Source organism: Poriferisphaera sp. WC338 (assembly GCF_050931845.1).
Lineage (GTDB): Bacteria > Planctomycetota > Phycisphaerae > Phycisphaerales > Phycisphaeraceae > Poriferisphaera.
Genome location: NZ_CP194516.1, coordinates 1,189,675 through 1,213,386, shown reverse-complemented (window position 1 = coordinate 1,213,386; position 23,712 = coordinate 1,189,675). Strand labels below are relative to the sequence as shown.

Annotated in this window: 18 protein-coding genes; 9 read left to right on the top strand and 9 right to left on the bottom strand. The window is 43.2% G+C overall.

The genetic code is table 11. The annotated features are described in order from the left end of the window. Positions 1-14: 14 nt before the first annotated feature. Together ACQ6WK_RS04900 and ACQ6WK_RS04895 are read left to right on the top strand one after the other, a co-directional pair. Entirely contained in the window at positions 15-1,214 is a 1,200-nt protein-coding gene (locus ACQ6WK_RS04900) for a DUF3800 domain-containing protein (RefSeq protein WP_432799628.1), read from the top strand. Between the two features lie 44 nt (positions 1,215-1,258). Continuing rightward, the gene (locus tag ACQ6WK_RS04895; protein WP_432799627.1) at positions 1,259-1,732 is read left to right on the top strand and encodes a hypothetical protein; all 474 of its coding nucleotides are present in this window, start codon (positions 1,259-1,261) and stop codon (positions 1,730-1,732) included. A 205-nt stretch (positions 1,733-1,937) separates the two neighbouring features. Here ACQ6WK_RS04895 and ACQ6WK_RS04890 read toward each other — a convergent pair whose 3' ends face one another. Next, positions 1,938-2,360 (bottom strand): hypothetical protein, encoded by a 423-nt coding sequence (locus tag ACQ6WK_RS04890; protein ID WP_432799626.1) that lies wholly within the window; start codon positions 2,358-2,360, stop codon positions 1,938-1,940. Between the two features lie 288 nt (positions 2,361-2,648). On the opposite strand from ACQ6WK_RS04890, the gene ACQ6WK_RS04885 reads away from it, so the two are divergent. From ACQ6WK_RS04885 to ACQ6WK_RS04855, 7 genes are all read left to right on the top strand, one after another. Further along, positions 2,649-4,139, top strand: a complete 1,491-nt coding sequence (locus ACQ6WK_RS04885) for a nicotinate phosphoribosyltransferase (RefSeq protein ID WP_432799625.1) — start codon at positions 2,649-2,651, stop codon at positions 4,137-4,139. Further along, the gene (gene nadE, locus ACQ6WK_RS04880) at positions 4,136-6,121 is read left to right on the top strand and encodes an NAD(+) synthase (protein WP_432799624.1); all 1,986 of its coding nucleotides are present in this window, start codon (positions 4,136-4,138) and stop codon (positions 6,119-6,121) included. The genes ACQ6WK_RS04885 and nadE overlap by 4 nt, the downstream gene beginning before the upstream one ends. Before the next feature lie 117 nt (positions 6,122-6,238). Beyond that, entirely contained in the window at positions 6,239-6,928 is a 690-nt protein-coding gene (locus tag ACQ6WK_RS04875) for an NUDIX hydrolase (protein ID WP_432799623.1), read from the top strand. Positions 6,929-6,955: 27 nt separating this feature from the next. Beyond that, complete coding sequence (locus tag ACQ6WK_RS04870) at positions 6,956-8,002, top strand: ADP-ribosylglycohydrolase family protein (RefSeq protein WP_432799622.1); 1,047 nt, start codon at positions 6,956-6,958, stop codon at positions 8,000-8,002. Positions 8,003-8,015: 13 nt separating this feature from the next. Further along, positions 8,016-8,645 (top strand): bifunctional nicotinamidase/pyrazinamidase, encoded by a 630-nt coding sequence (pncA, locus tag ACQ6WK_RS04865; protein WP_432799621.1) that lies wholly within the window; start codon positions 8,016-8,018, stop codon positions 8,643-8,645. Positions 8,646-8,686: 41 nt separating this feature from the next. Then, entirely contained in the window at positions 8,687-9,895 is a 1,209-nt protein-coding gene (locus tag ACQ6WK_RS04860) for a hypothetical protein (protein ID WP_432799620.1), read from the top strand. A 12-nt stretch (positions 9,896-9,907) separates the two neighbouring features. After that, entirely contained in the window at positions 9,908-10,447 is a 540-nt protein-coding gene (locus ACQ6WK_RS04855; protein ID WP_432799619.1) for an NUDIX hydrolase, read from the top strand. Positions 10,448-11,471: 1,024 nt separating this feature from the next. On the opposite strand, the gene ACQ6WK_RS04850 is transcribed toward ACQ6WK_RS04855, so the two are convergent. The 8 genes from ACQ6WK_RS04850 to ACQ6WK_RS04815 form a co-directional block, all read right to left on the bottom strand. Continuing rightward, positions 11,472-12,356 (bottom strand): PfkB family carbohydrate kinase, encoded by an 885-nt coding sequence (locus tag ACQ6WK_RS04850; protein WP_432799618.1) that lies wholly within the window; start codon positions 12,354-12,356, stop codon positions 11,472-11,474. Positions 12,357-12,360: 4 nt separating this feature from the next. Continuing rightward, positions 12,361-13,830 (bottom strand): glycoside hydrolase family 32 protein, encoded by a 1,470-nt coding sequence (locus ACQ6WK_RS04845; protein ID WP_432799617.1) that lies wholly within the window; start codon positions 13,828-13,830, stop codon positions 12,361-12,363. Positions 13,831-13,849: 19 nt separating this feature from the next. Continuing rightward, positions 13,850-14,908: an ABC transporter permease gene (locus tag ACQ6WK_RS04840; RefSeq protein ID WP_432800375.1), complete on the bottom strand. Its 1,059-nt coding sequence runs from the start codon at positions 14,906-14,908 to the stop codon at positions 13,850-13,852. Between the two features lie 94 nt (positions 14,909-15,002). After that, the gene (locus ACQ6WK_RS04835) at positions 15,003-15,989 is read right to left on the bottom strand and encodes an ABC transporter permease (protein WP_432799616.1); all 987 of its coding nucleotides are present in this window, start codon (positions 15,987-15,989) and stop codon (positions 15,003-15,005) included. Continuing rightward, positions 15,990-17,921 (bottom strand): ABC transporter substrate-binding protein, encoded by a 1,932-nt coding sequence (locus tag ACQ6WK_RS04830; protein ID WP_432799615.1) that lies wholly within the window; start codon positions 17,919-17,921, stop codon positions 15,990-15,992. After that, positions 17,921-18,976 (bottom strand): ABC transporter ATP-binding protein, encoded by a 1,056-nt coding sequence (locus ACQ6WK_RS04825; RefSeq protein ID WP_432799614.1) that lies wholly within the window; start codon positions 18,974-18,976, stop codon positions 17,921-17,923. Before ACQ6WK_RS04825 ends, ACQ6WK_RS04830 begins: the two co-directional genes overlap by 1 nt. Next, positions 18,973-19,992: an ABC transporter ATP-binding protein gene (locus ACQ6WK_RS04820; protein WP_432799613.1), complete on the bottom strand. Its 1,020-nt coding sequence runs from the start codon at positions 19,990-19,992 to the stop codon at positions 18,973-18,975. Before ACQ6WK_RS04820 ends, ACQ6WK_RS04825 begins: the two co-directional genes overlap by 4 nt. After that, a complete protein-coding gene (locus ACQ6WK_RS04815) occupies positions 19,982-23,623 on the bottom strand; it encodes a DUF4960 domain-containing protein (protein WP_432799612.1) in 3,642 nt (1,213 codons plus the stop codon). Before ACQ6WK_RS04815 ends, ACQ6WK_RS04820 begins: the two co-directional genes overlap by 11 nt. Positions 23,624-23,712: the final 89 nt, after the last annotated feature.

The following is a 23,712-nucleotide window of genomic DNA, read 5'->3' as shown; positions in this document are numbered from 1 at the left end:
CACAAACGGAGATCGTGTCAACTAATGCAACAGTCTTCTGTGACGAATCGGGTAACTCTGGACCAAACTATCTCGATAACAATCAACCTTTTTATGTTCTTGCAGGCTGGCTAGTTAAAGATGCAGACATTGAAGCTGTCAATAATTATATTGCTAGTTTCAAGAACGAACATTTCCCCCAAAGAAAAGAATTAAAAGCCTCAGCTATATTAAGGAATGAACACTCAAAACAGATATGCGCATCGTTTTTTAACAAACTCAACGAACTGAAATGCCTGCCTATATATCTGGTTGCGGAAAAACGCTATTGTGTTGCAGGTAAAATCGTAGAAACATTTATAGACCCTACGTATAACGACATTGTGAATGACGCCTTCACGAATGATGTACAAACTAAACAAGAAATTGCAAACACCCTCTACAATACGTTATCAGACAAAACCATTGCACTTTTTGCCCAAGCCTATAGACAACCAACTGCAGATGGACTCAAAGAAGCTCTCGAACATGTAGAGCGTGTTATTGAATCGGAAGTCTCTCCTGAATTATCCAAGCTAATTGGAGGCTGCAAATCGCACATTGCAGATATAGCCAATGCCGAAGCAGAAATTTCAGATTTGGGCGAGGTATTTGCCACATTAAATACACCTTGTTTAGTTAACTTTCTTATGCAAATGGAGTATTTAGGTAGAATTGGGCATGTAAATTCACTTACATTAATTCATGATCAGCAGCATACATACCAAGAGGGCTACGAGAAAATTTACGAATTACATAGAAGAATGCCTCGAATATTCACACTACATCCTCAAAGCAATCTAATCTATTCAAATCTTGAACATGTAACAAAATTTGAGATGATGGATTCCAAATCAAGCCCTTTAATTCAAGCTGCAGATCTACTAGCAGGAGCTATACACCATTGCTTTAAATCAGCGTGTAAAAGCAAAATGCCAACTAAAGCAGATAGTGAACTTGCAGCAACTTTCACCCCAATTATGCTCTTTGATGAGTTACCTTTATTTTGGCTACTATGTTCAAACAAACTGACTAAACAACTCATTCAGAATATTGTTAAACCCGCATATTGTTGCATTGAACCTTCAATATCTAAATCCGAGGCAGCCGAAAATACTCAACAAATATTAGCCCCATTATTTCCAGAAAATAAAAAAACATTACACCAACGAATGATAAATTTAAATTTTAGATAGAATTGCCGTTATTTGGCATCGCAAGAAAACAGGATCAATCGTTAATGTTCGTTAATGTCCCTTGTAATAACGGGGGAGACAACCAAACAATTCTGTATTTATTCAGTAATCGGAAAAAGGCTTTAGAGTTTCTGAATTTATGGGATCCTAATGAACTTAATGATCCACAAGAAGTTATCGAGTTTACTTATAAAAATATTCCTCTTCTCTTAAAGAAGATGGCAGAAGCTAGCGTGTATTGCAAATTGCTTGCAGTTGATCCCAACCCCAATAATGACCCAATACCTCTAACAAGCATTGAAGATTTTATCCATAATTTCACTCAAATTATCAATCGAATTAAAAGATTGTTTTCATCTGGTATAAATTCTATTGCTATCCAAACCCACTCTACAGATAAGGGAGCAGTTCTTTCATATTATTGCCATGACGGACTGTATGCAGCGATGATCAAACCTAATGGTCAAGTTCATTTTGCTAAAACACGTGAACAAGCAGTATCGGAATGCTTAATATGAAATCGATCAAAATCAGGTCTCACTCATCAAGAAAATTGAATCGCAAACGCATGAACCTTCAAACTTCATACCACCTTTGCTAGCTTTCGTCGGTTTCGTCGGTTTTGTCGGTTTCGACGGTGACACACAGTAAACCGTGCACACAAAAAAACGCTGCAAGCCACACGTCTTCGGCCCTCAGCGGTTTTCAACTGTGGCCCGGTATTCACTTTTTCTTTTTCAGTTTGTTCTTGCTGCCTTTTGGCCTGCCCCGGCCATCGATGATGTTGCCGTGCTTATCATATTTATGCACAACCATAAATGGAGGCAGACAGCCACCAGTCAAATCACCTTTGTTGTATTTGCTGCGAACACTGGACACACGATCAAACACTGCAGAGTTGCGTGCGGGAAACTCTGCTTTCATAAACGCTGTAATCTGTTCATCTGTTTTCTTTCGTCTTTGAGAGGCCAATGCATTCTTTCGAAACACGACCACCCATGTTTGCTCAACGCCCAAGCCCATCGTCTTGCCGATCGGTCTTGGTCCCAATGCATCCGACAGTTTCCATTTGTGCTTCTTCTTGATTGCTTTCTTTCTAACTGACTTCTTCACAGTTTTCTTCGTTGCCTTCTTCAGAGCACTCAAACATCAAAGCACTCATTCAAGCTATTGAAAGTAGAAAAACAATAAGCGAAATCCAAATTCCTGAGATCTCATATCCAAGCTCTCCTAGCATGTAAACCAAATTTCGTTCACTTATTTGTCGAATCTCCAAGAATAATAGGCATCGCAAGTCCATTACCTAAAAAGCATTACATATATGTAATATCATCAGAACTTACCTATGGCGAAGGCACAACACCACCCACATAATATTTACTTGACACCCCCACTTCTTAGTGTTATTTTCACACTATCTTAAGGAGAGACCCAATGGGGCAATTAAACAAAATCTATCGAACGCCGCTAACATTGCTCACCGATCTCTATCAACTGACGATGGCTTATGGCTATTGGAAGCAGAACTACGAGGATCGTGAATCTGTGTTTCATTTATTTTTTCGTAAGCCGCCATTTAATGGTGGGTATGCGATTACAGCGGGGCTCGAGCAAGCAATTGATTTGATGACCGATTTTCATTTCAACGATGAAGATCTGGAATATCTTGCGTCATTGAATGGCAATGATGGGCAGCCATTGTTTGAAAATGGTTTTCTTTCATATTTGTCTGATTTGCAGTTCACCTGCGATGTCGATGCTGTTCCTGAAGGTTCATTGGTATTTGGCAATGAACCAATCATTCGCATACGTGGTCCAATACTACAAGCTCAGATCATTGAAACTGCTCTGCTTAACATCATCAATTTTCAAACACTAATTGCGACGAAAGCATCGCGCATATGCTCGGCTGCTGGCGATGATGATGTACTTGAGTTTGGGTTACGTCGAGCACAAGGGATTGATGGTGCACTTACTGCGAGCCGTGCTGCTTATATTGGTGGCTGTGATGCTACATCCAATGTGCTTGCTGGAAAGTTGTTCGGCATTCCTGTTCGTGGCACGCATGCTCATAGCTGGGTGATGTCGTTTGATGACGAGTACGAAGCATTTGAACGGTATGCAGAATCAATGCCTAATAATTGTGTCTTTCTTGTTGACACATACGACACACTGGCAGGTGTAAAGAATGCGATAGAAGTAGGTAAGCAATTGAGATTGAATGGCCACGAGATGGTTGGCATACGACTTGATTCGGGCGACCTTGCATACCTTAGTATTGAAGCTCGCCGCTTGCTGGATGATGCTGGGTTTAAAAATGCTGCGATTGTTGCGTCGAATGATCTTGATGAAAACATTATTCAGAATTTGAAGTTACAAAACGCTCAGATCGCTGTTTGGGGCGTTGGCACGAAACTTGCGACTTCATTCGATCAACCTGCACTTGGTGGCGTTTACAAACTTGGCGCGATACGCGATACGAACGGGCAATGGAAGCCACGCATGAAAATGTCTGAACAAGTTATCAAGACTTCGATTCCAGGCATGCTACAAGTCAAGCGATTTAAGAATGAGCAGGGATTTGTTGCTGACATGATCTACGATGAACTCACGGAAATAAAGCATGCGAATACCATTGTTGACCCAAAAGATCCAACACGTCACAAGAAGATCAATACAGAGTCTACTTGCGAGGATTTGTTGATTCCGATTATGCGTCAAGGTGAAGCTGTTTGCAGTAATCGCAGTACAAATGAGATACGTGATTACGTTAAAGATCAGCTCGCCATGCTGCATCCGGGTACAAAGCGTTTTATGAACCCACATGAATATCCTGTTGGTTTGGAACTGAATTTGCATGCATTGCGCAATCAGCTAATTGAGGATGCACGTGATCATGTTGTGACGACGGAGATAGAGCTATGAGATTAGTACGCGTAGGAAGCGCAGCTTTAAATCAGACGCCACTTGATTGGGACAGCAATGCCTCAAACATATTAAATGCAATAAAAGAAGCTCAGGAAAAAGAAGTAGGTCTTTTATGCTTACCTGAATTATGCATTACAGGTTATGGCTGTGAAGATGCTTTTTTTGCACCTGAAACAAGGCGTATGGCACGGCAAATTCTTTGGGAGTTACTACCGCATACCAAGGGCATTGCAACGACATTCGGCTTACCAATCATGCACAACAGCTTATTGTTTAATGCATGTGCTTTTGTTGTTGACGGCCAGGTCGTTGGTATCGTTCCAAAGCAACAATTGGCGGGGAATGGTCTGCACTATGAACCACGCTGGTTTAAAGCATGGCAAGAAGGCAGTACTGATGTTTTGCAACTGGAAAACCAAACAATACCTTTTGGCGATTTAGTTTTTCAGTTAGGTGATATACGATTAGGCTTTGAAATTTGTGAGGATGCGTGGGCATCACAAAGGCCTGCTGCACACCTTGCTAATCGTGATGTGGATTTAATTCTGAACACGAGTGCAAGTCACTTTTCATTCAGTAAACACAAAACAAGAAAGCAGCTTGTTACCGAGAGTTCACGCGCCTTTGGTGTTGGCTATGCCTACAGCAATTTGGTAGGCAATGAGGCCGGCCGCGCTGTGTATGATGGCGGAACGCTCATTGCTGCTAACGGCAAACTTTTAGCAGCAGGCCCACGTTTTGGTTTTACACCGCATCAAATCACGCATGCAGTACTCGATATTGACGATATACGTACATCAAAAGCTCAGCTCGCCAGTCGGCAATATACGCCTGATACAAAAGATGGCATCATCAATGTTGATTTTGAAGTTCCCCAAGCAATCGCTGAATCTAACCCTTTAAATGAAGCAGCATGGGAACATGACGCGTATCTGCACGAAGAGGAATTCTCGAGAGCCATTGCACTGGGATTATATGACTACGCACGCAAATCAAGATCGCAAGGCTTTATCGTTTCTTTAAGCGGTGGCGCTGATTCAACAGCAGTCACTTGCCTTGTCTATTTAATGATTGATTTCGCATTGAAACACAAGAGTGCTGAAGAATTATGCAAAGAACTTGGTATTGATCAGCCAGCAGTTTTAGCTGACTCTCCAGCCACCGCAATCACAAAGCATATACTCACGACCGCATACCAAGCAACACAAAACAGTTCGGATGCAACACGATTGGCTGCGAAAACAGTTGCTGATTGCATCGGCTCGACACATTATGAGTTCGACATCGATCCTATTGTAAAACAATACACAACAATGATCGAAGGCGGTATTAAACGTGAGCTTAACTGGGAAAAAGATGATATTGCATTACAAAACATTCAAGCAAGAGTGCGTGCACCAGGCGTTTGGATGTTGGCAAATATCGAAAACAAACTGCTTTTAGCAACGAGCAATCGTTCAGAAGCAGCGGTCGGTTATGCCACGATGGATGGTGATACTTGTGGTGGCATTAGTCCTATCGCAGGCATCAACAAAGCGTTCCTTAGAAACTGGCTTGTATGGCTAGAGAAACATGGGCCACATGACGTCGGACCCATCGATGCAGTCAAAGCAGTTAACCAACTGACACCGACTGCAGAGCTTCGCCCCGCTGAGCAACATCAAACAGATGAAGACGATCTCATGCCTTATGAGATTTTGGATGCGATCGAGAATGAAGCGATTGGCCGCAAAAAAGCACCTAAGGAAACGCTTGCTGCACTACTACCTCAATACCCAGAGTACGATCAATTATTGCCTCCATGGATTGCTCGTTTCTATACACTCTGGTGCCGCAATCAGTGGAAACGCGAGCGTTACGCACCAAGTTTCCATGTTGATGACAAAAATCTGGATCCGAAGACGTGGTGCCGATTCCCCATTCTTTCAGGCGGATATAAGCGTGAAATCGAGGAATTACTAGCTGTTGTGACCAACTAATAAAGTTTATTTATGCAATACGCTTTGTTTTAATCAAGTTATTTTTTATATTTGCCGATTGACTTAGTGTAATCTATACATTATGCTTAATGTAAATCAAACACTGTGAGGATAATCATGGCACACACATACAAATACCCAAGACCAGCACTCACCGTAGACATCGTCGTTTTCGCATTAGATGAGGACGACCTACAGGTCATGCTGATCGAAAGAGACATAAAACCATTCGCGGGACAGTGGGCACTTCCGGGGGGCTTCGTCCAGGTTGAAGAAACTTTGGACGAAGCTGCCCGCCGCGAATTGGAAGAGGAAACCGGGGTAAAAAACATTTACCTCGAGCAACTCTACACCTTCGGCGAAACAAAAAGAGATCCCAGAGAGCGTGTTATTACTGTCGCCTACTACGCACTGGTAAATCTTGAAGGCCATAACATTAAGGCCAGTACAGATGCCAGAAACGCAGCTTGGTTCTCTATCAACGATCTGCCTAAATTGGCGTTCGATCATGAGCACATACTAGACACAGCCCTCGAACGTTTAAGAGGAAAGCTCAGATATCAACCCATTGGCTTTGAGTTATTGCCACCTAAGTTTCCATTGAGACAACTACAAAACCTATATGAAACGGTTTTAGACCGCTCCTTGGATAAGCGAAACTTCCGCAAAAAAATCTTGAGTATGGATATCCTGATTGAGCTGAATGAAATTGAGAAAGATGTCGCTCATCGGGCCGCTCGCCTCTATCGATTCGACAAGAAAAAATACGATCGAAAAACGAAAAAAGGGTTCAATTTCGAACTCTAAACGAACTACAAGATTCCGGAGCAAATCATGGATACAAGCCAAAAAATCAAAGGGTGCATATTAGGAACAGCAGTCGGTGATGCACTTGGCTTGCCAAGAGAAGGAATAAGCCAAAGAAGAGCCAAGAAGTTATTCAGCAACAAACCAATAGAACATACTTTACTTCTAAAACGCGGCTTATGCAGTGATGACACCGAACACACCATCATGGTTGCTCAAGCCTACATCGCTTCGCAAGGACAACCTGATGAATTTCGACGTCAGTTCGCTAAGCGTTTGAGATGGTGGTTTGTCAGATTACCTGCTGGTGTAGGTCTCGGTACACTTCGAGCATGCATCAAACTTTGGCTTGGCTTTGGCAAACATAGTGGAGTTAAAAGTGCAGGCAATGGGCCAGCTATGAGAAGTGCTTTGCTAGGTATACTTGCTCAAGACGATACGCATCTTCGTGACCTCATCAAGGCATCTACGCTCATTACGCATACAGACCCACGTGCTTTTCAGGGCGCATTGCTGATTGCCACAGCCACGCATATTCTCACGAGCAACACACAACCCATACTCGAATCCGTTGATTTATTAGAGGACTTATTAGCAGTCGCTTCTGATAATGAACTCATTAATCATTTGCAAAAAGCGCAAGCATCTTTGAGTCAAAATCAACTTCCCGTAGAGTACGCGAAGTCAATCGGCCTAAATAATGGCATCAGCGGCTACATCAATCACACAGTGCCTGTCGCTCTTTATTGTTGGCTCTTTAATCGCAATAACTTTCGTGCTGCAGTTGAAGATGCCATCAAGTTAGGCGGCGACACTGACACTATTGCAGCAATCGTTGGAGCTCTTGCAGGTACTGAATATGGGGTTGCTTCAATCCCATCAGATTGGATTAATAACCTTGCAGAATGGCCCTGCTCTACCCAATGGCTCACTGAATTATCTGAAGCTTTAACTGACGGTCATTCAAACCAAAAGCCACCAACTGTCAATCCTATATGTTTGTTGATTCGTAATATTGCGTTCATTCCCATCGTTTTAGGGCATGGACTCCGCAGACTCGCACCACCTTACTAAAGGAAACCCAACCATGAAAACGCTCATATTGGTAGATATCCAAAACGATTTCACGCCACAAACAGCAATCAAACCTCAAGGCAACTTGGCTGTTCCTAACGGCAACGAAGTCGTTGATGTCGCAAACAAAATCATGCCTCATTTTGATCTAGTAATTGCTACTCAAGATTGGCACCCCGCAAATCACCAATCTTTTGCTAGTCAACATCCTGACTATAACGTTGGTGATTTAATTCCACTGAACAAATTAGATCAAATACTTTGGCCAGACCACTGCATACAAAACACCTATGGCGCAGAGCTATGTGAAAATCTCAACCGCGATCTGATCCATCACATTGTCTATAAAGGCACAGATACCCAGATCGATAGTTACAGCGGGTTCTTTGATAACGGGCAACTTAAAGAAACCGAATTAAGGGACGTACTGATTCAACACAATGCAAAAAGCATTTACATCATGGGCTTGGCCACCGATTACTGCGTTAAGTTCACCGCTTTAGATGCAGCCCAACTTGGTTTCGATACACATCTAATCCTTGAAGGCTGCAGAGGTGTTGAACTTCAAGAAGGTGACTGTAGCAATGCAATCCAAGAGATAAACACTGCAGGCGTCGAGATTATTGACAAATTTGATTTGTAACCACACATAACCATACATGAGACTAATGAATGGGGTAAGCAATGATAACATTAAAAACAATCCGCGAAGGTGAACGTGCCGCTGTCTGGAATATGGCCGGTAAAGTAAAATATATCGATGGTCCTAAAAGACTTTGGCTATTTAGAGAAACATTCGAAAGCCTAACAAACTATAGCGCTGAAGCTGATCAATACTTAGCAGTGCGTTTCACAAACGGAGACATTAAACATATACACGGGCCAGCAGCTGTCTGGCTGGATCCAGTGTTGCACGCAAACATTGAGATAAAACCACTCATTCCTATCAATGCGAATGAAGCCGTAGTTATATATCAACGCACAAACAAGCAAGAAGTCAATCGAAGAATTTTGCAAGGACCAGCACAGTACATGCCCGAACCCAATGAGTGGCTGCACCGCTTCAGTTGGCACGGAGCTGATCCAAACAATCCCAAACGAAAAAAACCATCGGCTTTAGCTTTCACCAAATTGAGAGTAATACCTGATCAAATGTATTTTGATGTACAAGATGTTAGGACTGCTGACGATGCATTATTGACAGTTCAACTAATGATATTCTTCGAGATCATAGACATCGAAAGAATGTTAGATCAAACCCATGATCCTGTTGCAGATTTTATCAATGCAGTCACTGCCGATATTATTGATTTTGCAGCCAGTAGACTATTTGAGAAATTTAAACAGGATACTGAAAAATTAAATAACCTTGAGGCATATAACAATTTGATCACACGTGCCAAACGTATTGGCTATCAGGTCAACAAAGTTGTATACCGTGGCTATGAAGCAAACCCCAAGCTTCAAGCAATGCACGATCACGCTATTGAAACACGTACAGCATTGCAGCTTGAAGCTGAAACTGAACAGCAGGCACAAGAACTCGCAGACCTTAAACTGGCACGTGAAGCTGACCGTGAAAAACAGCAAAGAGAGTTAGAACACAAACGCACCGAACATGATCAGCTCATGAAGCAGTTAGCTCACCAACAAGTCATTAAGCAAAACCAAGCTGAGCACAAACAAAAAATGGAGTTTGAACAGGAAAGCAACATTCTTGAACTAAAACACCTACACGAGAAGAACACAGAACGCGCTAACTACCTTAAACAAATGAAAGAGATGCAGATTGATCTGACTCAATACTTAGTAGCTCAATACCAAAATCCAGATCGTCTAATACGCATTGATGGCCCTAATGGCGATAACCCACAACTACACCTACACGAATAAGGAGCATGAATCATGACTGATTCACGTTCACAAGTCCAGTATCAAGGTAAATATTTGCATCTAGTTCAGCGCGATGAGTGGGAGTATGTAACTCGTCCCAATATAAACGGCATTGTTTGTATCATTCCAGTTCTGCCTGATGGACGCATAATATTTACTGAGCAATATCGCCCACCAGTAAAAGCTCACGTAGTTGAATTCCCAGCAGGACTCTCTGGAGATGTTGACTCTAACGAATCACTCCAATCAGCTGCTGAAAGAGAATTGCTTGAAGAAACTGGATACACCGTCAGCGAATGGCAATATCTGTTCTCTGGCCCGACTTCTCCCGGCTTAACCGATGAAATCATTACGCTCTTCTTAGCTACGAAGCTTCAGAAAGTCCATGAAGGAGGCGGCGTTGAAAATGAATCAATCATCACACATAAAATTCCACAAACCAGCGTTTCAGATTGGCTAAAAAAATGCGCCGAAGAGGGACTTCTGATTGATACTAAAATATGGGCTGGACTTTATGCTTTAAAGCAGTCTAGTGATTTGATACGTCTCTAATTTGCGTGATGTTTTTCCGGCTTAATCGGTTTTGTGTAAGCACGTATGCTTATCCTTTGCTACAACACAAAATACAATCAGTGGCCACACAAAGGGGGCATGCACCCCAAAGTAAAGTTTACGATAGGGCACGAGTTAGAGCATTTTTTATCGAGAATCATAGACGTTACCTTGTTAACCAAAAGAAACCCCACAGATTATATACGGAATATCAATCGGACTCAGTAATCGAACAGGACGCGGATTCTTTTGCGGCAGGCTTACTAATGCCGAGCTATCTACTGTCACCAATTATCAATCAAATCATTGAGCCTACCCTAGAGCACGTGCGTGAGACAGCAACTCTACTTGATGTCTCATTCACCTCTTTGCTTGTCAGGTGGGTGCAGCTATCGCATTTTCCATGCGCCGCAGTGTGCGTCAGGAAGAATCGAATCCAGTGGGGATTTGCGTCAGAAACATTTAAAACCGCTGGTCTATATCGTGCAAAATTTGGCCAAACTATAACCGGCCAAGATGCGGGGAAATTTATTGCGACCGACCCGTCATTCACACGTTTCAGATTGGGGCAAGGGGTAGGCCTTGCAAAGAATTGGCTTGACTGGCAAGGTGAACGAATACCAGTAAACGAGTTTTACATGGTAATTCCTTATAGTAAGAACCTTATGGTCTTTGCTGTTGCAGATGAGGATGATCTGCCTCAAAGATGGAACGACTGGCATACGTGTGGTTTGGTAGATAATTTGTCCGTCTACCCATCAACTCGTTACCAACCTCCTCTAACCTTCGATTCTGGCTAAAGGGGCCACATTCTCGCCCTCTGAACCCACACCGCGAAACCAACAAAACCGGCGAAACCCCGCCCGTCACCCGCTGAGTTACCCAGTACGACGTGAAACACTTCAATTATCTGGCATACTCTAACCTTTGCCCACAAAACCTATTAATTGCACGCTTGTCAAACGGCGCAGCCACGACAGAATGTCATACGAAAATGAAATATCTATAAAAATTTGATGCCTCTTCAAACCATTTCTGCTACAGGAAGCGTTGGCGTCGCACCAAACTTCCCAGCTACGTACGCACCGCACTTATTTGCAAGATCAACTGTCTTTTGCAATGACCAACCACTTGCTAAGCCATACATGACGCCGGCAGCACAGGCATCACCAGCTCCAACAGAATCTGCATCATGATCAGCCGAAAATATCGCTGCCTCACCCTCAACTTTCTCCTGATCTGTCGTTATCACAGTCCCCCGCTTACCACGTGTTAATACCACAGCCTTTAGACTGAATTTCTTAACAAATGCTTCTGGACTCGCTTTTAAACTAAACATTCTCGCAAGTTCTGGCAGTTCATACTCATTCATTTTCAAAACATTTGAAACAATAATAGCTTTTTCTACTATTGAAAAATCAATCTCTGGCCTCAGGTTTACGTCATACAATCGTATTGCCTGTTTCGTACTTTCTATAAACCTAAGAATTGATTCACATGAAGTTCTGCTCCGAAGTGCCAATGTACCAAAGGCAACACCAGCTATTCTCTGCGAAAGCAGTGCCATCTCTTCGGTATATTCAAGATAATCCCATGCAACATCTTTCGCGATCTGATACTCCGGCTCGCCATCTTGGCTAAAACTTACATCAACACGGCCTGTCTCATGCATTTCATCCACTTGAACGAAATCTGTACAGATGCCCTTTTCAGCAAGTTCCTTAATCAACCGCTTCCCCAAATCATCTTGTCCAATACGGCTTAAGACCACGCCACAACCTCCAGAAACTTGTGCTAGCTGGTGTGCATGATACGCGACATTAAGAGGAGCGCCACCAAGTAGCATACCATCTGGAAAGCAATCGAATAACGATTCGCCAATTCCCACAAATATCGGTTTGTTATTCATATCCCTATATATCTTTCATACTATTTCTGAGTGAGCGGTAACAAAAAGAATCAAGATAAACTGATCCTTGTTCGGCATACAACTCAATTCGATCGTCGCCGGTATCAGGCAAATACACACGTGACACAGTCGTTCGACCATCTTCAAGAAACACTTCAATTACTGAGCGGTCTACCAGTACTCGCATATCTAACAAATCATCTTCTCCAACACGAGCAGCATACAATGGGGTGCCATTTACATGCACGCCATCTGCATCATGCCAAATATCGAAACCACGTCGCCCATCCTCTGAAACTAACAAGCGTAATCCGAATCGTTTTGCATCTTTTACTCTGAACTTACATCTGACTTCATATGATGAACCATGAATATTATCAAGACGTTGCTTGCCATGCAGTTCCGACATTTTTATTGACTTGCTCAGATCGAACAAACCATCTAACTCCGAGATTGGCTTTTGAATTAACTCATAATTTTTATTTAGACTCAATTCTCGCGGAACTGCCATGCAGCCTTTCCAGCCACGTGACGTATTGTATCCACGGACCCATGCCCACATTATGAGCCGCCCATCTAGTGTAATTGTGGTGTTTGTAGCAAATAGGTCTGGGCCGTGATCAACATACCCTTCACGGCAAGCAGTAAATCGTGGCTTATTAAAATCCATTTCCCCCACCAAATATCGTATTGATCCATGCCACGGTGAATGAAGTAGCACCCACTTGTCGCCAAGCTTGAACAAGTTTGGACAATCTAACTGCTTGACATTTACATCAAGGCACTGATATGGCAACCCACAATATTGCCAAGTCCTGAGTGTACGATCGTCAGCCTTATATAACGCGACAACACCCTGCCCTCCTACACGCCCACCAAGATTACCTCCTAGCACCATGTAAGTTTCATTGTGATGTTCAAAGATATATGGATCTCTCCAGTCATATATTTTCACACCATTATGCATTTGCTCACTTAGAAATGGCTGACTGATTTCTTGACGCCATTCGATTAAATTGCGATCTCCAAATGCTAAACATTGTTGTGCAGAATCGAACTCTTTATGGTCCTTACCTATCGAGGTATAGAAAATCATAGGATCACCATTCCCATTAACTACTGCACAACCAGACCAGCAATGCTCTTCACCATGAGCAGCGTCAGGAACAAGTGCTACCGGCAAATGTTCCCAATGAAGCATGTCACGGCTTCGGGCATGGCCCCAATGGATATGCCCCCAATCTTCATCATATGGATTGTGCTGGTAGAAAAGATGATACCAACCATCATGGTAAAGCGTTCCATTTGGATCATTCATCCAGTTTGCAGGCGGTAAAAAATGATATGCGGGTCGCAAAGGATCATTATTCACTTGGGATGACGCAGCTTGAATACTCATCATCGCCTTTTCAAGACTATTATTTATAACGTTATTTTTCATTTTCTCTTCGGCTGTAATTGTTATGTTGTCCACGCCACATCTCCGTGTCATATTATCTATCAGGCGTTATGGCATCTCGTAACGCATCTCCCAAAAAATTAAATGAAACGACAGTCAGCAACACCGGTACCGCAGGTAATAGCAGCCAAGGCGACTGCACAACAACACGTATGTGCTGAGCCTCCTCCAGTAAAACGCCCCAACTGGTCATTGGTGGGCGTATTCCTAAACCTAGAAAACTCAATGCTGTTTCTCCGAGAATTGTTGCTGGTATCGCTAATGTTGCAACAACAATCAGATAGCTGTAGCAAGATGGGACGAGATGCTTACGAATGATATAAAAATGACTGGCACCAAACGATAATGCTGCCCTTACAAAATCCGCCTCGCGGTATGAAAGCGTAAGCCCACGAATCTGTCGCGCTAAGCCTCCCCAGCCTACGAGCGATAGTATGCAAATGATCCCAAAGTAAACTTGAATTGGACTCCACGTAGCCGGCAAAGCGGCCGCAAGGGCCATCCAAAGCGGAATCGCAGGGAAAGACATCAATAGTTCAATACAGCGTTGGACAACAGTATCAATCCATCCTCCAAAATACCCTGAAACAGCACCAATAAACGCACCAAGCAAAGTCGTTATAAGTACACCAATCAAACCGATTGTGAGTGATATTCGTCCACCATGAAGTATTCGAGATAGTAAATCTCGGCCCATTCGATCTGTGCCTAACGGAAACCACTCACCATTAACAACGCCGATAAGATGAATATCTGTTGGAATCATACCAAGTAAATAATATTCATCGCCACGTACAAACAAACCGATTGGCAAGCGCTTACTCTTATCCAACTCATAAACCCGTTCTAAGCCATCTTCGGAATAACTCATGGCATACTCATAGACGAATGGCCATTGTAAACCATCATCACTCATCACACTCGGAAATTGCGGTGGGGCATAAACATGATTTATATGCTGCTCGTTCGGTGAGTAAGGGCTGATGAATCCTGAAAAAATAGATGAAATATATAACACCAACACGATTGCACCGCCTAGCATTCCTAAGCGTGACTTGCGCAAGCGACGCCACCATAGCTGCCACTGCGACATCACTTCGATATTTTCAGCAAGATTGCCGTCGTCCAGGTTCTCGAACCTGTCTCGATCGTCCAATGCTTGAGCGGCTTCATTTTTTAACATCTCATTACTCAAGTCGAATCCTCGGATCGGCTATCGCAAGCGCAACATCTGCAATCAAGTTGCCGACTAATAACATCACGCTTAACATCAATATCAATGTCCCGGCAAGATACATATCTTGGCTCTTCAAACTCTCAAAAAGTAAATATCCCGATGTCGGTAGATTCAATACGATTGAGATTATCGCTGATCCCGAAAGTAAGGTTGGCAAACTCATGCCTGCAATCGAGATCATTGGATTGATTGCCATACGCAATGCGTGCTTGCTAATCACAGTTTGCTCTGAGAGGCCTTTTGCTCGCGCAGTTTGAATGTAGTCCTGACCAAGTACATCCAACATACTACCGCGCATAATTCGCATCAGCCCTGCAGTACCATTAAGTGCTACAACCGCAGCAGGTACTGGCAGATGCTTCAGCAAATCCCAGATCTTTGCCATACTCCATGGTTGAAAGTAAAACTCTGGTGAGAACAACCCAACAAAAGCAAAATCAAGATATAACAGCCCAAAAACCAACAATAGGAGGGCTAATAAAAATTCTGGAATCGACATACCAACAAAACTCAAGCCACTAATAATATGATCTGTTTTTTGATGCTTTTGCACAGCAGCAAGACAACCCAGCGGCACAGCAAGTAAATATACAAGAGCTAAACTCGTTGCTGAGATAAGCACTGTATATCCCAGAAAACTCCAGATGATTTCATTAACTTCTCGTTGGTATGCAAATGATTCACCAAAATCACCACGCGTCACAATGCCTTTGATCCATATGAGGTATTGCTCCCACATTGGTTTGTCTAAACCATATCGCACCTCAAGTGCTTTGATCTGGGACTGTGAAACCTCACCACCCATTGCTTCAAGCCTGCTGATCTCTTCTTCAAGATAACTGCCTGGAGGCAATTGAATAATCACAAACGAAATCAATGATACCGCGAGCAACATCGGCGCGAAAATCATGATGCGTCTAACAATGTAATGCACCATTTACTCATCTTCTCCAAACAACCGCGCACGATCAAAATAGAATTGCTCAGGAAATGAAGACGCTGGTTGACATTGCGCCCAAGGCCCCAGAATGGCAGAATCTGGTATGTTGCGTATATGTTTGTTTAGGAGAATCAATGATTTCTGCCTGCCTGTCGTTCCAATCATAAAAGGCCCATGCTCAAGCTGAATGTCAATAGCATCCAACACAAGTTCGTGCCGCCTTGCTAAGTCCGGTTCGCGCTTTGTTTGATCATAAAGCTCAAGAAGCTTTGCCATAAACCCAACCGGCTTCTCACCCTTCTTGCCTGCGGTTGCATAGTATTTACCGATCAATGGATGCCAGAAATTACTTTCATTTGGAAACACATATGCAGGGAATGTAAATAAATCCAACTCCGAGTTGTGACGCATATACATATCAAACATTCCGTCACGTCTGCGATTTTCAAGGTCGGCTGCGACTGCTTGACGAGCAATAGTACGCACCCCCACACGTTCCCAATCTTCCTCTATTAATACAGCCTCATCGGCCGCGTACGGTTCATCATAAAACTCCAGCCGTAATTCGAATCGCTCATCATCGTAAAGACGAAATCCTTCCGCATCTCGCTCACTTAATCCCGCTGCATCAAGATAAGCATTTGCCTTTTTAACGTCATACTCAGACCATCTCGTCGTCCATGCTTCACGAATAGTCTGCCCTCGTGGCGAATCGAAATGCCACGACTCATCTGTAATCGCAGCAGCTTGCGGTCGGCTCAATCCATTCCAGACAACTTGATTAATCCGCTCCCGATTGATTGCGACGGCCAATCCACGTCTAAAATTCACATCTCGAAACAGTTTTCGTCTTTTAACATTTGGTTGTTTTGTTTTCGCATCAATCACCGACCAGTTAATAAAGATCGCATGCCACGCTGCGGTTCCTTCCTCCCATGTCCTAATTTGATAGTTACCCTTATCTGCAAAACGTTTCAGTAATGCGTAATCGCGAATATCAATTTGACGGAACTGAGCATCTACAGCACCAGAGATCATGTACATCAGGCCGGCATCGGCATTCTGCACACGAATCACCTCAATACGGTCAATATATGGAAGTTGTCGCCCATGCTCATCAACCGCCCAGTAAAAAGGATTACGTTCATACACAGCACGATCACCTGTTGAAGAATACACCTTCAAACGCCACGGCCCAAGTGTCGGCCGCTCAGGATTACTAGCTGTATCACGCTTGCGATCAAATGTTTTAAAGTCTTCATACAACTCATTCTGATCTGGATGAAATTGCGATAGATAATGCCGCGGCTGAATCATTGTCTCCGGCCACCAAAATCCTGTCCCAACTATTAGCGGCACAAAATAAAATGGCTCTTGAAACGCAAACTGGATCGTGTATTCATTCGGCGCTCGAACATCCATCAAATCTCCACCCGTGTATGCCCAGTCCGGTGGGCTCAATGGATGCCCAGGATGTAAACACAATTCCCACCAGAACAGAATATCATCCGATGTAAAAGGCTTACCATCCGACCACTTCAAACCTTTCCGTAAATGAAACGTCACAACACGTCCATCTTCTGAATATTCCCACGATGATGCCAAACCCGGTTGAATCGTTTTCGCGTCCGGACTCCACCGAGTTAAACCATAGTACGCGTTCATCAACTTCATTGTTACAAAGTCTGGCGTCAAATCGAACTTTCGCCATGTACCGCCGTAATATCCGATCTTCTCAACAACCGGTACCACCATAGGGTCTTCTGGCAAGCGATTCGCCAACACTTCTAACTCACCGCGCTGGACTAACTCCTCCAGTATCGGCGACTGCTTCATGAATAGATTTTCTGTCGGCGTAATGTCATTACTCGCAAACAGATTTCCAGCTATCACTAGAACACAAATCAAACTATAAAAACATTGCGTCATCACTTCCCCCCATCCAATGCCAACTCGTCTTGGTGATGGCACGCAACGGAACGAGATATTGAAATATCAATTAACTCAGGCATTTCTTGCTCACACCGTTCCGTCGCATGTATGCATCTTTCATGAAACGGGCAACCTGAAGGGAGATGCGCCGGGTCCGGCGGATTACCCTCTAGCATTCGCCGCTCACGCATTCGTTCTCGTGGATGCAAAACCGGTACTGCCTGCAATAATGATTCTGTGTAAGGATGCTTCGGCGTATGGTAAATTTCATCCGCTTTGCCAATCTCAACAACGCGGCCTAGATACATCACCGCAATGCGATCACTAAGGTACTTCACGACATTCAAATTATGTGCAATAAATAAATAAGTCAGATTCAACTGCTCTTTCAAATCATTAAGCAGATTGAGTATTTGTGACTGCACAGAAACATCAAGCGCAGAGACAGGTTCATCAGCGATGATCAACTTAGGATTTAACGCCAAAGCACGTGCAATGCCTATTCGTTGTAATTGACCACCTGAAAATGCAGATGGATATCGACGTGCATGATATGGATTTAATCCTACTTGATGCAGCAACGCTGAAACTCGATCATCTATTTTTTTTCGATTACTTTCACCATGAATCCGCATCGGTTCTGCAATAATTTCTGAAACCGACATTTGTGGATTCATTGCAGCAGCAGCACTTTGAAAGATTATCTGTACCTCGCCACGCACCGACCGTAATTCGCGACGAGACATACTTGTGATATTGCACAGTTCTCCGTCTCGCTCAATCTCAACACAACCTCCAGTGGGTTCCTCTAATCGCAATAAATTCTGCACAAATGTAGTCTTGCCACAACCACTCTCCCCTACTAAACCCAATGTTTCGTTCTTCTCAATCTCCAAATCAATGCCATCCACCGCCTTAATATATCCTACTGTCTTGCGAAATATACCGCGCTTAATTGGATACCACTTTCGAAGTTGCCGAACACGCAAAATTGTCGCTTCATTGCCACTCATCACTTCTCTTCTAGGATGATACATTCCGACATCTGTCATATGATCACCCCCTCACTTGCATCATGCTTCCAGCACGCACAATAATGACCATCAACGACCCTCAGTAAATCTGGTTCATTATTACATGCTTCAAACTCTTCTTCACATCTCCCTCGAAACGGACATCCATCCGGCACATGAAAATGATCCGGCACTGTACCGGGTATACTTGGCAACCTTATAGAGCGATCAAGGTCTGGACGTGGCATACTCGCGAATAGCTTCTGTGTATATGGATGCTTCGGTCGATCAAAAATGTCTATCGCATTTCCGTGTTCAACGATCTTACCTAAATACATCACAACAACCTCATCCGCCATCTCAGCAACAACACCCATATCGTGCGAAATGAGCAGCATCGACATATCATGTTCTTTTTGCACACGACGAAGTAAATCTAATATTTGCGCTTGAATCGTAACATCCAGTGCCGTTGTCGGCTCGTCCGCAATAAGTAAGCGTGGCTGACACGCTAGCGCCATCGCAATCATCACTCGCTGACACATCCCACCTGACATCTGATGTGGATAATCATCAACGCGACGGGCAGGTGCAGGAATGCCAACCTCATCTAATAGAGAGATGGCGATTCTCTTTGCTTCGACCTTACTGATCTTCTGATGCTGTACAATCGCCTCAACAATCTGGTTTCCAACCGTATACGCCGGTGTTAACGAATGCCTTGGATCTTGGAAAATCATGGCTACTTCAGCCCATCGCAAGCAACGCATCTGTTTGCTATTTGGTTGAAGCTTCAATATATCATCATAAGCTCCCCCCGCTCCTTGACGTTTTAAACGTATTGCTCCACGATCAAGCTTGCCGGGATAATCAATAAAATTCATAATTGCCCGAGCCGTTACGCTCTTCCCGCAGCCGCTTTCACCTAATAATGCAACTGTCTTACCTTCAGGGACTGCTAAAGAAACACCTCGAACCGCTGGCACAATACCATCGTCCGTATGAAATGAGATTCTTAGATCATCAATTTTCAGAATGTCTTTACTACTTTCCATTCTGATATTCCACCGTTTGCGCGTCGCCTATTGACCAGATTGTCATTTTTTTGATAACTACTTCACCTTTGACCGCGGATAATTCAATACCATTTGCATCCGATCTTGAAGGATAAACACGCGTCGAAAAAACTTCTTGATTATTGATGAAGCACTCAATCACAGATTTATCAATGAATATGTTGAAGTATATTTTACCCTCAAGTGGCAACAATAATTTCTTTCTTTGCTTTTTAAGATGATGTGGCAACCAACGATTACTTAAACTTGATTCTGAACGATCTAGCGAAATTTCACCTTGTTTAGGATAATATGTAATCTTAGTTTGCTCTTTGCCATCTTGCGATTTTCTAAGTACTAAACAAATCTCTTCTGCATTTTTAACATCAAGATCTAACTCAACTTCGCATTGATCTCCAGTCTTATTGAAATCGACAACAGATTGGTTTTCTTTAAGAACATATCGTTGAACAATCTTCTCATTGGGCTCCCCACGAAGATTTTTCAAACTAGGGTGCGGCGATTGCAAAAGCACGTTGTCTTCATTCAGCCTCCACCGCCTTGGCAACCCAAAAGTATGTGCCCAACCTGCTTTGAGTTGATCCGCACTTGATCGGCTCTCTGGAACAATACCTATGGCAACATAGTGACCGTTCTCATCTTTTGTAACTGTTGGGCTTAAAAAGTGATTGAACAAATCAAGACGCGTTGGATTTGGACTAAGCGGGATGAACTGATTATGCTCCCACGTTCCTACCCAATAACTGTTTCGACCGGGGACTTCGGTTACACCAAGCCATGTTTTGCCATTAAAGTCGAGTACAACCGGCATCTCCCAGAATCGTCCTGAAGTACTACGATTTCCGGTAAAAGGCTCACCTGTATAAGTCCAGTTAATTAGATTTTTCGACGTGTAATGATGAATCGTGCCTCCTTTGTTAGGAATGCTGCCACCTACTGCCATATGCCAAAGTTTTCGCTTATCCCGCCAAACGACCGGATCACGAAAATCATCATAATTACCCTTTGGGCGCCCCGTGATAAGCGGGTTTCCGTGATGCTTCTTAAATAATTCTCCATCCCTAGACGTCGCTACAGATATACTTGCAACCGAACCATTAACCCCTGTATAAAAGAAGTACAATTTCCCATCATCTCCCTCAACTGCACATCCTGACCAAATACCAAATTTATCCTCCCTATCATCGCTTGGTCGAATTGCAACCGACTTCTGCTTCCATTGAACTAGATCGTCACTAACCAAATGTCCCCATCGAATATAATTCCAATACGGCCCAGATGGATTTGCCTGATACGTGATATGGTATTGACCTTGAAAGTAAATTAACCCATGCGGTTCATTTGCCCAAGCATGTGTTGGCATTGCGTGGTATCGAGGTCGATGCAAATCGTCCTTGAAACGATAAGCAACCGATAAATCAGGAGGTGCAATTGGCCGATGCTGACGGTTCGTCTTATATATTTGCTCACGTGGCATTTCAAAGCCTAATATTCTCAACTCATCAATTAAGCCATTAAACATGCCCGTCGGAAACATGCCAGCAATCAAACCAGTTCTAATATCACGACCTATTAGTAACTTTTCGTCATATGCAAATTGAATTGATTCTGATCCTGCACGAGAACTCGCTACGAGATTACCATTTACGTATAAGCAAAGTTTCCCACTCTTCCTAAAAGTAATCGCAACGTGTAGCCATTCATTTAAGGCTAAAGCTTCTTTAGACTGTATTTCTCGCCATTGCGTACTTGTCTTAATTGAACCGCGAAGCTGGCCGTGCTTTGTAAGTCCGAACTGGAATCCAGCGCCAGAGGAATAATTATTCACGATAGGCGCAAATTCAGTCGGATATTCACGAACCGCAATCCATGCATCAATCGTAAATGCATCTCCATTTAATTGTAGGTTTTGCTCTTCGCTAACAACATATGTTGAATAACCATCAAATTCTAAACACTGCCCCTTTACACCAGCCCGCCATGATGCGTCGTGTAGATAACTGGCAACAGCATCTTCTCGTTGAGATACACTTTCTACAGCCTGAAAACCATCGCTTCGATCAAATGACCAATGTGCGGCTAGTTTTCGGTTTTCATTAGAAGTGCTCTCATCAAGTACCAACTTACGTTCTGTTGAAGAATGAGAATCGGCAAGATAAGCAAGCATGTTACGCGTCAGCTGTTCAAGATTTGATTTGTTGCTTTTCTTATTTCCTTCGATGGCCCACTCATATGCGCCCGTGCCAGTAACAATTACCTTGCCCAGACCGAGTCGATATTCTGACATCGCCAGCTTATTTGCACCAACTTCAATGTCGGCAAGCCAGATACCTCGGGTCTTTTGTGGCGAATCCCACCAGCAAACATAATTATCGACCTGAACACCTGATGAAACAGTAAGAAATGTTTCATTCAACCCAGCAAAAATTGGATGATTCAAGCTACGAACTTTATAGCCCCAACCACTCGATAGCTTTGGTTCAACTAACTGTGTTGTCGCGGAAGAGTATTCCAATCCCAGATCAGCCGCATATGTCGTAGCGAACTGAGTCAACAAGATACCACCACCTTGATGAAGATAATCTTTAACGTGACGAATGACATCACCCCGTAGCATCGCCTCTGGTATACCTTTCTGAGAGTAATGCCACCAAAGCACGTCGTATTTCTTTATTGTTTTCTTTTCAGAAAGCTGTTTGTATGTAATCAGCCTTACATCTGTATGCTTCTTTAACCAACGATAAACGGCAAGACTTTCTTGATCCATTGATTTAATGCTGTTTGCTTTAACGATTAACCCAACACGTTTGACATGCTTGCGTAAGTTTCGAATGGGCTCTACTGGCATCTTGTTTTCACTTGTGATCTCTCTATCAAGATATGCCAACATATTTTTAGTAAATAACTCAAGCACCTTCTTGTTCAAGTTGATTGCATGATTCTGAAACCATTGATACGCCCCCACACCAACAACTAGCACACGGCCTGCACCGTGTTTGATCTCACCAACACCCACAATGTTTCCATTACGTTCAACATCTCCTAGCCATTCACCACTAAACTTTGAAGGATCATCCCACCAGCAAAGACGATTCTTAGTGAGATATCCATCCGATGCCAGATAAAATGTAGCTGGCAGATCATTAAAAATGGGATGCGGTCGCTTCTGTGTAATCCCCCACTGCCCGCTAATCGTTGGGTCAAACTCACTTATGTTTGGCCCTTGGCTTAAACCAAGTATTTTCACATACTGCGGAGAAAACCCAGTAAGCAGTAAATTACCACCCTTATGAATCCATGTGAGAATAGCTTCTTTTACTTTTGATTGTTTTATCCCAGAAGGCAAGTTCGGCATGCCTGATTCATGCCACCATATGGTCGCCGCCTCTTCAAGTACTTCGGGATGATGAAGAATCTGTGAAATGCTAACATATCGCACATCAAAATTGCTTTGAGCAAATTGATAAGCCAATCGCGACTCTATCGGCAACTCATTCTGATTATCCGCCGAACCAATACATATTATGCTTGCCTGAGCATCTTCATAAAATTGGATGAATCCAATAAAAAAAATCAAAATCCACGTGAGTTGACATATTGAATATTTCAAATTTCTTACTTCTATGCAGTACAAGGACAACATTCCAAATACAGATCATTATTGTGAAATATATCTAGCCAGCAGTATAATTTCACATC

Excerpts from the sequence above, each read along its gene's own strand:
- ACQ6WK_RS04895 (WP_432799627.1), top strand. The coding sequence starts at position 1,259 with ATGTTCGTTAATGTCCCTTGTAATAACGGGGGAGACAACCAAACAATT.
- ACQ6WK_RS04885 (WP_432799625.1), top strand. The coding sequence starts at position 2,649 with ATGGGGCAATTAAACAAAATCTATCGAACGCCGCTAACATTGCTCACC.
- nadE (WP_432799624.1), top strand. The coding sequence starts at position 4,136 with ATGAGATTAGTACGCGTAGGAAGCGCAGCTTTAAATCAGACGCCACTT.
- ACQ6WK_RS04875 (WP_432799623.1), top strand. The coding sequence starts at position 6,239 with ATGGCACACACATACAAATACCCAAGACCAGCACTCACCGTAGACATC.
- ACQ6WK_RS04870 (WP_432799622.1), top strand. The coding sequence starts at position 6,956 with ATGGATACAAGCCAAAAAATCAAAGGGTGCATATTAGGAACAGCAGTC.
- pncA (WP_432799621.1), top strand. The coding sequence starts at position 8,016 with ATGAAAACGCTCATATTGGTAGATATCCAAAACGATTTCACGCCACAA.
- ACQ6WK_RS04860 (WP_432799620.1), top strand. The coding sequence starts at position 8,687 with ATGATAACATTAAAAACAATCCGCGAAGGTGAACGTGCCGCTGTCTGG.
- ACQ6WK_RS04855 (WP_432799619.1), top strand. The coding sequence starts at position 9,908 with ATGACTGATTCACGTTCACAAGTCCAGTATCAAGGTAAATATTTGCAT.
- ACQ6WK_RS04850 (WP_432799618.1), bottom strand. The coding sequence starts at position 12,356 with ATGAATAACAAACCGATATTTGTGGGAATTGGCGAATCGTTATTCGAT.
- ACQ6WK_RS04840 (WP_432800375.1), bottom strand. The coding sequence starts at position 14,908 with ATGTCGCAGTGGCAGCTATGGTGGCGTCGCTTGCGCAAGTCACGCTTA.
- ACQ6WK_RS04835 (WP_432799616.1), bottom strand. The coding sequence starts at position 15,989 with ATGGTGCATTACATTGTTAGACGCATCATGATTTTCGCGCCGATGTTG.
- ACQ6WK_RS04830 (WP_432799615.1), bottom strand. The coding sequence starts at position 17,921 with ATGACGCAATGTTTTTATAGTTTGATTTGTGTTCTAGTGATAGCTGGA.
- ACQ6WK_RS04825 (WP_432799614.1), bottom strand. The coding sequence starts at position 18,976 with ATGACAGATGTCGGAATGTATCATCCTAGAAGAGAAGTGATGAGTGGC.
- ACQ6WK_RS04820 (WP_432799613.1), bottom strand. The coding sequence starts at position 19,992 with ATGGAAAGTAGTAAAGACATTCTGAAAATTGATGATCTAAGAATCTCA.